The sequence below is a fragment of the Shinella sp. 1A1 genome (assembly GCF_055379515.1).
On the sequence record NZ_AP039671.1, the window covers coordinates 3162850 to 3176347 of the forward strand.

Below are 13498 nucleotides of genomic sequence, written 5' to 3' on the forward strand. Positions count from 1 at the left end.
TTATTCCGCGGCGGCCGCCATGTTGACGATGCCGAGGCACATTTCAAGCGAGGCGCGCTGGATGCCGGCATAATGTGCGAATTCATCGAGCACCGCGCCGCCGAGATCGCGCTCGAACATCACCTGGTTGGGGCTTGCGACGAAGTCCTGCGTCGCATCGTCGCCGAGGTTCGACTGGAAGATACCCGCGGCGCTGACCGGCAGGAAATCTTCGTAGACGATCGGGTCGAACTGGATGAGGCCAGCTTCGATGGCGGTTTCCAGATCGGCGTTGCGACCGGTGACGGACATGCCCTTCTCCGTCAGCGAATAGCGGAAATAGCCGAGGCCCGCCTTGCGGATGCCGTCCCAGTCGTCCGGGAAGGCCTTGAACACGTCGGCGAGCGCCGCCTCGTATTCGCCGGCATTGGAGCCGTCGGCGGCCGGGCGCACGCGGGCGCGGGTCTCGTTCAACAGCTGGTCGTAGAGCGCGCGGCCCTTCGGCGTCAGCGCCACGCCGCGCTGCTCGATCTCGCCGAAGCGGGCGGTGTGCGAGCCTTCCTGCCAGCGTCCGTCCTCACCGATAAAGGAAACGGCCTCTTCCAGCGCCTTGAACGAGGTCTGGCGCAGAAGGATCGGGCACTTGCGGGTCGGCGGACCCTCGACGACGGCCTTGGGGGCGATGCCCTCTTCCGGCATACGCGCCTGCACCTTGTCGATGTCGAGCGTGCGCGGCGTCAGGTGGTTGATGTGCGGGCCCTTGAAGGAGACGACATCGGCGACCAGCCGGTGCGCGTCGTGCAGGCGCCTGTACATGTCGGCGCTGACGATGGCGTGGTCGTGCCAGCGGAAGGTTTCCAGCACTTCCGCGACGAGACGGGCGGCATCGACCGCATTGAGGCCGCCGTCGCGCTCGGCCTTTTCGACCAGCGCAACCGCCTCGTCGGTGAAGATTTTCCGGGCCGCCAGAACCGCGGCCGCTTCCTCGCGCAGCGCGGCATCGGCGATGAGATCGAGGCGCAGCAGCGAGGTGAAGACACGGAACGGGTTGCGGCTGAGGCTTTCCGCGCCGACCGGGCGGAAGGCGGTGGAATGGACCGGCACGCCGGCCATGGAGAGATCGTAGTAGCCGACCGGGAACATGCCCATGACGGCGAAGACGCGGCGCATCATGGAAAGCTCTGCCGGCGTGCCGAGACGGATGGCGCCGTGGCGCTCCTCGGAAATACGCTCCAGCGAATCCGTCGCGTCGAGACGCGCCTTCAGATGCGGGTCGGCGGCGAGCGTCTCCGCGTTCACATCGGCGACCAGCGACATCAGCGTGCCATAGGCCGGAACCTCGTCGCGATACATGGCGGACATGGCGGCAGAGAAATCCGCGCGGATCTTGTCGGCAGAAACCTGTGCATTTGCTTTCATGGCGAACAGTCTCGTCTCATGGTTGCGCAATTTCCGCCGGAAAAGCGCTCACACTTTTCCGGAAATTGCTTTAGAAGGGTGGGAGGCCCTGATCATTCTCAAAACGGATAATACCGGATCGTTTCTCCAAGCGATTGCGACCGTTCTGACTATGTTGATGCGAGGAATGAATGAAGCTCAGTCGCAGGCTGATCCCGGACGTCACCACGCTGCAAGCGTTCGAATGCGCTGCCCGCCACGGCAGCTTCACGCAGGCGGCGCATGAGCTGAATCTCACCCAGAGCGCCGTCAGCCGCCAGATCAAGGATCTCGAGGAACAGCTCGGCGTTCTGCTCTTCGAGCGCGTGCGCCAGCGCGTCGTGCTGTCCGACGACGGCCGCCGCTTCCTGCCGGAAGTGCGCAAGCTGCTGCACCAGACGGAAGAGACCATGCTGCGCGCCATGGCATCGGCCTCCTCCGAGCACAGCCTCGCCATCGCCACGCTGCCGACCTTCGGCAGCCGCTGGCTGACGCCGCGCATTCCGGGTTTCCTCGCCGAAAATCCCGGCACGATCATCAACATCGCCTCCCGCTCGGCGCCGTTCGATTTCGACGAGGAGAATTTCGACCTCGCGATCCATTACGGCCAGCCCGTCTGGGCCCGCGCGGCCTGCTCCTATCTTTGCAGCGAGGAGATTCTGCCGGCCGCAAGTCCCGAACTCCTGAAATCCTGGAGCCTTGCCGAGCCGAAGGATCTGGAGAAGGCGCCGCTGCTGCATCTCGCGACCCGCCCGAAACTCTGGGCGCAATGGTTCGAGTTGAATGGCGGCTCGGCCGACACCGCCTATCGCGGCCACCGCTTCGACCAGTTCGCCATGGTCATCGAATCGGCCGTCGCCGGCCTCGGCTTCGCGCTGCTGCCGAAATATCTCATCGAACAGGAGCTGGAGAACGGCCGCCTCGCCGTCGTCTTCGACCGCCCGATGCAGACCGAGAACAGCTATTATCTCGTCGTGCCCGAGGGAAAGCTCGAAAACCCGCTGAGCCAGGCCTTTCGCGTCTGGATCGCCAAGGAGGTTCCCTGAGGGACCTGCGGAACGGCTTGATGCGGCGGGGGCATGACCCCGTTCGCATTTTTTGCTTTAGTCATGGTGGCACTTGGCCGATTGTGCGAGGGAAGATCTTCCTCCTTTAAAAGACACACCACCATGCTCAACGATCCGCGCTCCCATGGCCTTTGGGAGATGACTGCCCCGCCCGCTCCCGAAACCACGGCCTTTTCCGGCTCGACCGAGGCGGATGTCGTCATTGTCGGCGGCGGCTTCACCGGCTTTTCGACCGCCCTTCACCTCGCCGAGCGCGGCACGCGCGTCGTCGTGCTCGAAGGGGCGGAAATCGGCTATGGCGGCTCGGGCCGCAATGTCGGCCTCGTCAATGCCGGCATGTGGGTGATGCCCGACGAACTGCCCGGCGTGCTCGGCGACGTCTATGGCAGCCGCCTGCTCGAAGTGCTCGGCAATGCGCCCCGCCTCGTCTTCGACCTCGTCGAGAAGCACGCCATCGATTGCGAGATCAATCCCGTCGGCACGCTGCACTGCGCCGTCGGCCAGTCCGGCTTCGACGAACTCAAGCAGCGCGCCGAGCAATGGGCCCGCCGCGGCGCCCCGGTGCGCCTGCTCGACGCCGCCGAGACGGCGGTGAAGGTCGGCACGGACGCCTATGCCGGCTCGCTGCTCGACCTGCGCGCCGGCACGATCCAGCCGCTCGCCTATGTGCGCGGCCTTGCCCGCGCCGCCATCGCCGCCGGTGCGAAGGTCTTCACCGGCAGCCCGGTGACGGGCGCAGAGCGGAACGGCAAGCGCTGGACGGTCAAGACAACGCGCGGCACGGTCACGGCGGACTGGGTGGTCGTCGCCACCAACGCCTATACGGTCGCCCCGTGGAACGAGGTTCGCACCGAGCTCGTGCATCTTCCCTATTTCAACTTCGCCACCGTGCCACTCTCGCCGGAGATGCAGGCGAAGATCCTGCCGGAAAAGCAGGGCGCATGGGACACGAAGGAAGTCCTCTCCTCCTTCCGCTTCGACAAGCGCGGCCGGCTCGTCTTCGGCAGCGTCGGCGCGCTGCGCGGCACCGGCACCGGCATCCACAAGGCCTGGGCGCGCCGCGCCCTGAAGAAGCTGTTCCCGGCGATCGGCGACGTCGCCTTCGAGGCGGAATGGTACGGCAAGATCGGCATGACCTCCGACAGCCTGCCGCGCTTCCACCGCCTTGCCGAAAACGTCATCGGCTTTTCCGGCTATAACGGCCGCGGCATCGCGCCCGGCACGGTCTTCGGCCGCACCCTCGCCCAGCTCATTGCCGGCGAGATCGCCGAAATGGACCTGCCGCTGCCCGTCAGCGAGCCCGAGGCCCAGTCCTTCCGCACGGTGCGCGAAGGCTATTACGAACTCGGCGCGCAGATCGCCCATTTCGCCGGCGCGCGCCTCTAGAGCATTTCCAGCAAAAGTGCGAAGCGGTTTTGCGTTCGGAAATGCGGCGAAACTTCCAGGCGAAAGCCGCCCGAGGCACTGCAAACAGAAAGGCCGGCGTTTCGCCGGCCTTTTATCGTTTCAGCCCATGCGCTCGGACTTGTAGGAGCCCGGGCTCGGCGGGAAGACGATGGTCTTGTTGCCGTTCATGAAGACCCTGTGGTGGATATGGGCGTGCACGGCGCGGGCAAGCACCTGGCTCTCCACGTCGCGGCCGATCGAGACATAGTCGTCCGCCGACTGCGCATGCGTGATGCGCGCGACGTCCTGCTCGATGATCGGACCCTCGTCGAGATCCTCGGTGACGTAATGCGCCGTCGCGCCGATCAGCTTCACGCCGCGCTCGAAGGCCTGCTTGTAGGGGTTGGCCCCCTTGAAGGACGGCAGGAACGAGTGGTGGATATTGATGATGCGGCCCGACATCTTCTTGCAGACGGCATCCGACAGGACCTGCATGTAGCGGGCGAGCACGATCAGCTCGGCACCGGACTGCTCGACCACTTCCATCAGCCGCGCCTCGGCCTGCGGCTTGTTCTCCTTCGTCACCTTGACGTGATGGAAGGGGATATCGTGGTTGACGATGACCTTCTGGTAATCGAAATGATTGGAGACGACGCCGACGATGTCGATCGGCAGCGCGCCGATCTTCCAGCGGTAGAGCAGGTCGTTGAGGCAATGGCCGAAGCGCGAGACCATGAGCAGCACCTTCATGCGCTCGTCGCTGTTGTGGAACCGGTGGACCATCGCGAATTTCTTGGAGATCGGGGCGAAGCCGGCATCGATATCGTCCTGCGTCGCGCCGCCCTCGCTGGTGAAGGTGAGGCGCATGAAGAACAGGCCCGTCTCGAGGTCGTCGAACTGCGACGAATCCACGATATTGCATTCCTTCTCGGCCAGGTAGCCGGTGATCGCGGCGACGATGCCGCGGGTCGATTGGCAGGTTACGGTCAGCACATAGCTTTTCATCGGTCTCATCTCGCGTTCGGCCGGTGCTGCGGGCAGGCGCCGGCGATCCCCTTTTTTGCGGCCGCGTGAACGGCTCGGTGCATATTTCAGGCCGCTCGCGGCAGCGCAAGCCCCTGCAATGGCGGAAAGCTACGCCTGCTCTTGCAAGGAATCCCTCCGGTTCGCGACATCCAATGCGTCGAAAATGCCAGCAGGCCCGCCCGAAGCCGCCCCGCCGCCGTTCCGGCCCGCTCCGCGTGATCCCGCCTGAAGGGCGAAGGCGGCGCTTTCTTGCACAAATGCAAGCCCGGCCCTTTCCGGGCAAAAATCCATATGGACACTATTATGGACATATGTTCTATAAAATGGACAGAATAGACGGGAGCACGCCATGCATCTTTCCATGTGGACCTATCCCTGGGACATCCAGGACCAGGGACTGGAGGCGCTCGCCGCCGATCTTGCCGGCCGCGCCGGGCTGAACACGGTCAGCATGGCCACCTCCTACCATGCCGGCCGCTTCCTTCAACCGCGCAGCCCGCAGCAGAAGGCCTATTTCCCGGAGGACGGCACGGTCTATTTCCGGCCGGACGAAAGCCTCTGGCAGGACAAGACGATCCGCCCGCTGATGGCCGAAAACGTCGCCGAGCGCGGCGACATGCTGGAGGCGCTGACCAAGGCACGGGCGCAGACCGGCCTCAAGGTCTCCTGCTGGACGGTCTGCCTGCACAACAGCCGGCTCGGCATGCTGCATCCCGGGCATGTGACCCGCAACGCCTTCGGCAATGCCAACTACTACAATCTCTGCCCCTCCAGCCCCGCCGCGCGCGACTATGTCGTGACGCTCGTCCGCGACATCACGACGAACCACAAGCCCGACATGCTGGAGCTGGAGAGCCCGAACTTCATGGGCTTTGCCCATGAATACCACCACGAGAAGGACGGCGTCGGCCTCAATGCCGAGGACGACTTCCTGCTCTCGCTCTGCTTCTGCGACCATTGCACCGCGCGGGCCGAAAAGGCCGGCGTGCCGGTGGAGGGCGCGCGCAGGACGGTCGCCCGCTTCATCGCCGAGCTTTGCGAGCGCGCCGTGCCGGAGCGGCAGTTCCCCGATTTCCCGGAAGCCGGCATCGACGCCTTCCGCGCCCATCCCGAGCTTCACGCCTTCCTTGCCTGGCGCAGCGAGCCGGTGACGAGCCTGATCGGCGAGATCAGGGCCGCCGCCGACCCGGCGACGCGCATCGTGCTGATCGACCTCAAGGACGGCTGGCTCGGCGGCGTCGATCTTGCCGCCGTCGGCAGGCTCTGTGACGGGGCGATCCTCTGCTGCTACGACATGACGCCCGAGGCCGTCGGCGAGGTCATCCGCACCGGCCGGGCGCTGCTCGGGCCGGACAAGTTCCTCGGGCTCGGCCTTCGCGTCTTCTATCCCGAGGTCGACGGCCCGGACATCCTGACGGCGCGCGTGAAAAACGCCGTCGAAGCGGGCGTCGACGGCGTCAATTTCTACAATTACGGGCTCATTCCGGCCAAACGCCTCGACTGGGTGGGCGAGGCGGTGGCGGCGATCAGCCGCTGATCGGCTCGGCCACCTGGATCAGGCAGTCGCCGGCCTGGCTGTCCGTATGCAGCCGGTGGGAGATGACGATGCCGCCCTCGGCAAAGCGCAGCGCCTCCTCGCCGTCATCCAGCCGCTCCAGATCGTGATACCAGCCGGCAAGGTCGCCGGCGGCGACATGCGCGCCGAGCGCAACGGCCGGCTCGAACCAGCCGCGCCGGCTGGCATAGATGCCCTGGCTGTGCCGCGACAGCGAGAGAAGCTGCAACGCGGGCGGCGCGGGCAGGACCTGCCGCGACAGGACGGGCTTTTCGACGATACCGAGCACCAGGAGCAGCCGGTCGATGGCGCCCGCCGTGAAGGCCATGCTGTCCGGCGTCACCGTTCCGCCGCCGCCGAATTCGCCGGAAAGGCCGATCGTGCCGGCCCGGCCGGCCGCGCCCATCGAGGTCGGCGCCGCCGGTCCGTTGTCGGCAATGAAGGCATGGGCCGCGCCCATCGCCCGTATCAGGTCGAGCGAGCGCTCGAAACGCGCGGCATCGGCCTGCCGCTCGATGAGCGTGCAGGCCAGATGCGCCATGGAGGTGCCGCCGGAATGGAGGTCGAGCACCGCATCGTGCTGCGGGAACAGCGTGTGCTCGAGGAAATGCGCCAGCCGCGCCGTCGGCGTGCCGGCGGGATCGCCCGGAAAGGCACGATTGAGATTGCCGCCGTCGAAGGGCGAGCAGCGTTTGGCCGCCATCACCGCCGGCAGGTTCGCCATCGGCAGGATGGTGACAGCGCCGCGGATCTTCGCGGCATCGAGAAGCCGCATCAGCCGCCCGAGCTGGAGCTCGCCCTCATATTCGTCGCCATGGTTGCCCGCCATCAGCAGAAGGCTCGGTCCCGCGCCGTTCTTCAGGCGCAGGATCGGGATGCGGATCTGGTAATAGGGCGAGCGGTCGACCGAATAGGGAATGGCGAGATGCCCGGCCTGTCGGCCGTCCAGCGCGAAATCGATCGGGTTGACAAGTCCGCTGTGCATGGGGGTCTCCAGTCCGGGCAGGGGCCGCCCTCAGAGGGCGGCGACGGCGGTCATTTCGACGCGGAGGTCGGGATCGGCAAGGCGGGCCTCGACGCAGGCGCGGGCCGGCGGATTGGCCGGATCGATCCACGCGTCATAGACACCGTTCATCGCATCAAAATCCACGATCGCCGGCAGGAAGACATTGACGGCGAGGAGCTTCGAGCGATCCGTGCCGGCTTCCTTCAGAAGGGCGTCGATCTTGCCGAGCACGTCCTGCGTCTGGGCTTCGATGCCGGCCTTGCGGTCTTCGGCGACCTGGCCGGCAATGTAGACGAGACCACCATAGCTGACGGCCTGGCTCATGCGCGAACCCTTCTGGTAACGCTGGATCATCGCGTGTTTTCCTTTTCTCTATGCTTGCTTGGGGAGGATCAGCCGAAGCTGGTGAGATAGGCGGCCGTCACCGTATGGTCCGGGTCGAGGCCGTAGAGGATGGCGTGCCGGTCGAGGCAGGTGCAGGGATGCGAGATGCCGAACTCGACCACGTCGCCGATGGCAACGTCGCTTGCCCCCGGCAGGGCGACGAAAGCGTGCTGGTCGTTGAGGCGCAGCACCTCGGCGCCGGTGAAATCGCCAAGCAGCGCGCCGTTCCGGTAAAGCGCCAGCGGCCGCGGCAAGCCCTGGTCGATGGCGACGTCGCGAAGGCCCATGCCGCAGATCGCAAGACCCGGCTCGGGATGCGACAGCACCTCCGCCCAGACCCTGAGCGCCGGCTGGAAGCCCCCGGAGGCCGACACGGTCTCCTCGCCGATACGGAAGCCGCCGCGCGCATCAAGGCCGGCAAGGCCGCGCTCGTAGATGCCGTGGTCGTGGAAGAAGATCGCCCCGCAGCGCAGCACCAGCCGGCAATCGGGATCGGCCTTGACGGCGGCGGCAAGCCCGGCGACGACCCGGTCGAAGAAGACCGAACCGCCCGCCGTCACCAAGAGCGGCCGTTCGTTGCCGATGCGAGAACGCACCTTCGGCAGGAAATCCGCCGTGAGCCGCATCAGGCCGTCGATCCGGCTGAGCGTCTCGTCGGCGTCGGCGGTCGCGGCGGCGCCCTCATAGGCGGCGATGCCGGTCAGCCGGAAGGTTGGCGTTTCCGCCGCAAGGATCGCATCGAGGATCGCCCCGGCGGCCTCGGCGCTGCGCGCACCGGCGCGGCCGGCGCCGAACTCGACGAGAAGGCCGAGCGGCGGCAGGTCGCCGCGCTCCTGCCAGGCCGTGCGCAGCGCCTCGGCAAGCGGAAGCGAATCGACGAATATATGTATCTCCGCTGTCGGATAGCCGGCGAGCAGCGCGGCAAGGCGGCGGGCGGCGGCAAGGCCGCCGATCTCGTTGGCAAGCATGAGCCGGCGCTGGCCGGCCTTCAGCAGCACGGCGGCCTGGCGGATATCGGCGACGGTCGTGCCCCACGCGCCCGCGGCCAGCAGCGCGCCGGAAATCGCCGTCGACATCGGCGTCTTGGCATGCGGGGCGATCTCGACGCCCTGGCCTTTCACATAGGCCATCATCAGGTCGACATTGGCGGCGAAGGCCTGCCGGTCGAGCGAGATCAGCGGCAGCGCCATATTGCCGTCGAAGGGCTTCCAGCCCTGCCTGCCGATGGCATCGAGCGCAAGCGGCGCATGGCCCGGCGGAAAGCCGCGGATGCGGTCGTCGATCAGCGGATTGTCGGTGGCGGCGTGAAGGTCAGACATGGTGTTCTCCCATCCCGAGGCGGTAGGTCTCGTTGGCGGTCGTGAAGAAAAGGGCGCGCTGCTCGTCGAGCGAAAGCGGCGCGGCGACGGTGCGGAAGACCTCGTAGACCTCGTCGAAGGAGGCATGCAAGCCGGCCACGGGGAAATCGCTGGCGAACATCGCGCGCGCCGGTCCGAAGCAGTCGAGCCCGTGCTCGATGACCGGCCGCAGGCTTTCCTGCGTCCAGTCATTGTCATAGGCGACGAGGTCGGAAATCTTCAGCCGCACGTTCGGCTCGCGGCCGAGCGCCCGCAGGCCGCTCCTCCAGAGCGCCATGCCCGCCTCGCTGCGGTCGGCCGGGCTGCCGGCATGGTCGAGCGCGAAGAGCGTGTCGGGAAAGGCGCGCACGAGATCGACCGCCTCGTCCATCTGCCAGGGATAGAGCATCAGGTCGAAGACGAGGCCCAGGCGGGCGAGATGGGCAAGCCCCCGGCGCCAGGCAGGGTCGGCCATGCGATGCGGAAGAGGCGCAAAGCTCTTTGCCGGCTCCGGGTGCCAGCTCACGATATCGCGGATGCCGACGACGTTCGGATTGGCCGCCTCCTCCTCGAGCAGGCGGATGACATCGGGACTGTCGAGGGGGACGCGGGCGACATAGCGCCGCGCGATGCCGCAGGAGCGGTCGAGCCCGTCCAGCCAGCGGCTTTCCTCCAGCGGATGCGCGTCCGACCAGCCGGCTTCGACATGCACCGTGGCGACGATGTCCTGCCGCGCGGCATCGGCGCGATATTCGGCGATGCCGTAGTCCTTCAGGATCGGCGCGAGGCTGCCATAGACCATCTCGCCGCCGGTCGCCCGCGCCTTTTCCAGCCAGGGGTGACGCCCGAGCGACAGGTCCCAGAGATGGTGATGCGGGTCGATGACCGGCCCGCCGTAACGCACCGTCATCGCCGCGCCTCGCGGCCGGAAATGAGCAGCAGCGCGAGGATCAGCGTGCCGAACATGATCGAGCGCCAGCCGGGCGAGGCATTGACCACCGTGATCAGCGCCGTCGTGGTGACGAGCAGGATCGCGCCCGGAATGGTGCCGGCATAGGTGCCGCGCCCGCCGAGGATGGAGGTGCCGCCGAGCACGACGGCCGCGATCGACGTCAGGAGATAGGGATCGCCGATGCCGACATAGCCCTGCCGGTTCATGCCGAGCACCAGGATGCCGGCAAGGCCCGCGAAGAAGCCCGAGAGAGCATAAAGGATCAGCGTGTTGCGCGTGACGCTGACGCCGGAAAGCCGCGTCGCCAGCGGATTGGCCCCGAGGGCGAGGAAGCGCGCGCCGATGGGCATGCGGTGAATGAGCAGCAGCACGCCGGCCGAGACGACGACCCAGAGGATCACGCCGGCGGGAACGCCGAGCGGCCGGGCTTGCCCGAGCAGGATGACCGCCGGATTGCTGACCGTGACCGCACTGCCGCCGGCGACGATGACGAGCAGGCCCTGCAGGAAGGTCGCCATGGCGAGCGTCATGATGATCGGCGGCACGCGGAGATAAGCTGCCCCCGCGCCGTTGAGGAAGCCGATGCCGGCGGCAATCGCCAGCGCCAGGACGATGCCGACGAGGCCCGTCGGGTCCCAGGCGGGGGAGATCAGCGGCAGGAGGATCGCCGTGACGGTGATGACCGCGCCGACCGAAAGGTCGATGCCGCCCATCAGGATGACGAGCGTTTGGCCGGCCGCCGCGATGCCGATGACGGCGGCAAGCTCCAGAAGGTAGCGCAGGTGCCCGTAGGCGCCGAAGCCGCGCAGCGTGAGGCCGGCGACGAGCCAGACGAGCGCGACCAGCACGAAGGTCAGGAGCGGCGGGTTGCGAAACAGGGATCGCACAGCATTCATCGCCTTGCCCTCCAGACGCCGAGAAGTTCCGGCACCGCGACGGCGCCGACGATGATCAGGCCCTGCGCGACATATTGCGCGACGGGCGGGAAGCCGAGGAAGAACATCACGTTGATCATGACGGAGAGCAGCAGGCTGCCGCAGATCGCCCCGCGCATCGTGCCCTTGCCGCCGAGGAAGCCGACGCCGCCGAGCACGGCCGCGGCAATCGAGTTCAGCGTGAAGGGATTGCCGATGACCGGATCGCCCGAGCCGGTCTGCGCCGCGACGAAGAGGCCGGCCAGCGCCGCCAGCAGGCCGGAAAGCGCGAAGGAGACGATCTTCACCCGTTCGACCGGAACGCCGGAGCGGAAGGCGCCGACGGGATTGTCGCCCGCCGCATAGATGCCGAGGCCGAGCGGCGTTGCCAGAAACGCCTTCCAGAGCACGAGGATGACGACGAGCAGCAGGAAGGCGACCGGCGTGTGGCCGGCGAGCGTCGTCGAAAGCCAGCCGGGAATGAAGCCGCCCGGGCGCGGCAGGAGGATCAGCGCGACGCCGGTGATGATGAAGGAACCGGCCAGCGTCACGATGATCGCCGGCAGGCGCAGATGCGCGACGATGGCCCCGGTGACGGCGCCGATGGCAAGGCCGGTGAGGGCAACGGCGAGGAAGCCGCCCGGCACGCCGAGGACGCCCTCCATGGTGGTCGCGGCGATGACCGCGCCGAGGCTGACGAGCGGGCCGATGGCGAGCGTGATGCCGCCGTTCAGCATCAGGAGCGCCTGCGCCATGGTGACGAGCGCCAGCGGAAACCAGTTCTGCGTGAACTTGGAGAAGCCGCCGACGGAAAGGATGCCCGGAAAGAGCACGGCATAAAGGATGAGGAAGGCGGCGACGACGAGATAGAGGCCGCCAAGGCCGCGGTTGCGGCGGCGCTGGACGGCGCCGTAGAACCAGCCGGAGGACGAAACAGCGCTCATGCGGCCGCTCCCTTTCTGTCGATGCCCATGGCCGCGCCGACGATGGCCTCTTCACTGATGGCGTCGCCCGACAGCGTCGCCGCGACGCGGCCCTCACGCAGCACCACGACGCGGTCGCACAGATGCACGAGCTCGGGCGTATCGGAGCTTGCGAGGATGACGAGCCGGCCCTCGGCGGCGAAGGCGCGCAGCATGAGGTAGATCTCGCGCTTGGTCTCGATGTCGACGCCGCGCGTCGGATCGTTGAGCAGCAGCACGGACGGGTCGAGCGGCAGCCACTTGGCGAGCGCCACCTTCTGCTGGTTGCCGCCCGAAAGCGCCTGCACCGGGCGGGCGACGTCGCCCTTGATGGTGAGCCGGCGGGCGAGATCGGCGATCAGCCCGGTTTCCGCAGCCCTGTCGCGCAGGCCCCCGCGCGCAAGCCGGCCGAGGGAGGGCAGGATGAGATTGGAGGCGATGGAATGCGGCAGCACCAGCCCCTCGTGCTTGCGGTCGGCGGGCACATAGACGATGCCGGCCGCATTGGCCGCCTCGACATGGGCGGGCAGACCGTTCCTGCCCGAGACCTCGGCCTTGTCGGCCCTTGCGGGGATCGCGCCGTAAAGGCCGAGCAGCAGGTCTTCCTGCCCCTGCCCGACAAGGCCGCCGATGCCGACGATCTCGCCCGCATGGGCGGAAAAGCCGATGTCGCGCACGAGGCCGGCGGAAAAGCCCTCGACGCCGATGCGCAGCGCGCCGGGATTGGAAACGGGGCGCGGCGGGAAGAGATCGCCCGTCTCGCGGCCGACCATCAGGCGCACCAGCCCCTCCCCGTCGATGCCGGCGAGCGACTGGTCGGCGGTAACGCCGCCATCCTTCAGCACAGTGACGTGGGAGCAGAGCGCCTGCACCTCGTTGAGGCGGTGGGAAATGTAGAGCAGCGCCGTGCCGCGGTCGCGCAGCGTCTCGATGAGGCGGGCGAGGATGCCGGCCTCATGGGCGGAGAGCGAGGAGGTCGGCTCGTCGAGGATGAGCACGCGGGGCTTGCGGAAGAGCGCCTTGGCGATCTCCACCATCTGGCGGCGGCCGAGCGCGAGGTCGGCGACCGGCATGTCGAGCGGCTCGGTGAGGCCCACCATGTCGCAGACCTCCCGCACGCCGCGGTGGAGCGCGGCATAGTCGATGAGGCCGAAGCGCCGCGGGAAGGCGCCGAGGCCGATATTCTCGGCGATCGACAGGTCGGCCGTCAGGCTCAGCTCCTGCTGCACCACGGCGATGCCGGCCGCGCGGGCGGCGGCCGGGCTGAAGCGCCCGACCGGCTTGCCGTCGACGGAAATCGTGCCGCTGTCCGGCTGGAGAGCGCCGGACAGCAGATTGATCAGCGTGGATTTTCCCGCGCCGTTCTCGCCGAGCAGGGCATGAACCCTGCCCGGCAGAAGGGCGATATCGACGCCCTTCAGAACCGGATTGCCGAAAAATCCCTTGAACACCTGCCGGGCTTCCAGCAGGGGCCTTGGTTCCGTCATGACGGC

12 protein-coding genes are annotated in these 13498 nt (G+C 67.3%); 3 read left to right on the top strand and 9 right to left on the bottom strand.

Annotated elements, in window-relative coordinates; all coding sequences use genetic code 11:
- Positions 1-1398: a 2-oxoadipate dioxygenase/decarboxylase HglS gene (hglS, locus tag ACZ48C_RS15420; RefSeq protein WP_464781639.1), complete on the bottom strand. Its 1398-nt coding sequence runs from the start codon at positions 1396-1398 to the stop codon at positions 1-3.
- Between the two features lie 170 nt (positions 1399-1568).
- On the opposite strand from hglS, the gene ACZ48C_RS15425 reads away from it, so the two are divergent.
- Positions 1569-2462, top strand: coding sequence for a LysR family transcriptional regulator (locus tag ACZ48C_RS15425; protein WP_464781640.1), 894 nt, complete (start codon positions 1569-1571; stop codon positions 2460-2462).
- Between the two features lie 123 nt (positions 2463-2585).
- A complete protein-coding gene (locus ACZ48C_RS15430) occupies positions 2586-3869 on the top strand; it encodes an NAD(P)/FAD-dependent oxidoreductase (protein ID WP_464781641.1) in 1284 nt (427 codons plus the stop codon).
- 120 nt (positions 3870-3989) lie between these two features.
- Here ACZ48C_RS15430 and purU read toward each other — a convergent pair whose 3' ends face one another.
- The gene (purU, locus tag ACZ48C_RS15435) at positions 3990-4874 is read right to left on the bottom strand and encodes a formyltetrahydrofolate deformylase (protein WP_119257885.1); all 885 of its coding nucleotides are present in this window, start codon (positions 4872-4874) and stop codon (positions 3990-3992) included.
- Between the two features lie 370 nt (positions 4875-5244).
- Here purU and ACZ48C_RS15440 point away from each other — a divergent pair, with 370 nt between their 5' ends.
- Positions 5245-6432 carry a hypothetical protein gene (locus tag ACZ48C_RS15440; protein WP_464781642.1) on the top strand — a complete coding sequence of 396 codons (1188 nt, stop codon included), beginning with the start codon at positions 5245-5247 and terminating at the stop codon, positions 6430-6432.
- Here the strand turns inward: ACZ48C_RS15440 and ACZ48C_RS15445 are convergent.
- The 7 genes from ACZ48C_RS15445 to ACZ48C_RS15475 are packed head-to-tail and all read right to left on the bottom strand — an operon-like array spanning position 6422 to position 13492.
- Positions 6422-7435, bottom strand: a complete 1014-nt coding sequence (locus ACZ48C_RS15445; protein ID WP_464781643.1) for a succinylglutamate desuccinylase/aspartoacylase family protein — start codon at positions 7433-7435, stop codon at positions 6422-6424. The two genes, ACZ48C_RS15440 and ACZ48C_RS15445, sit on opposite strands and share 11 nt — an antisense overlap.
- A 30-nt stretch (positions 7436-7465) precedes the next feature.
- Positions 7466-7810 (bottom strand): RidA family protein, encoded by a 345-nt coding sequence (locus tag ACZ48C_RS15450; RefSeq protein WP_119257888.1) that lies wholly within the window; start codon positions 7808-7810, stop codon positions 7466-7468.
- 38 nt (positions 7811-7848) lie between these two features.
- Positions 7849-9159, bottom strand: a complete 1311-nt coding sequence (locus ACZ48C_RS15455) for an alanine racemase (RefSeq protein WP_464781644.1) — start codon at positions 9157-9159, stop codon at positions 7849-7851.
- Entirely contained in the window at positions 9152-10087 is a 936-nt protein-coding gene (locus ACZ48C_RS15460; protein ID WP_464781645.1) for an amidohydrolase family protein, read from the bottom strand. The genes ACZ48C_RS15455 and ACZ48C_RS15460 overlap by 8 nt, the downstream gene beginning before the upstream one ends.
- Complete coding sequence (locus tag ACZ48C_RS15465; RefSeq protein WP_415212918.1) at positions 10084-11025, bottom strand: ABC transporter permease; 942 nt, start codon at positions 11023-11025, stop codon at positions 10084-10086. The genes ACZ48C_RS15460 and ACZ48C_RS15465 overlap by 4 nt, the downstream gene beginning before the upstream one ends.
- Entirely contained in the window at positions 11022-11987 is a 966-nt protein-coding gene (locus ACZ48C_RS15470) for an ABC transporter permease (protein ID WP_464781646.1), read from the bottom strand. Before ACZ48C_RS15470 ends, ACZ48C_RS15465 begins: the two co-directional genes overlap by 4 nt.
- A complete protein-coding gene (locus ACZ48C_RS15475; RefSeq protein WP_464781647.1) occupies positions 11984-13492 on the bottom strand; it encodes a sugar ABC transporter ATP-binding protein in 1509 nt (502 codons plus the stop codon). Before ACZ48C_RS15475 ends, ACZ48C_RS15470 begins: the two co-directional genes overlap by 4 nt.
- Positions 13493-13498 lie beyond the last annotated feature (6 nt).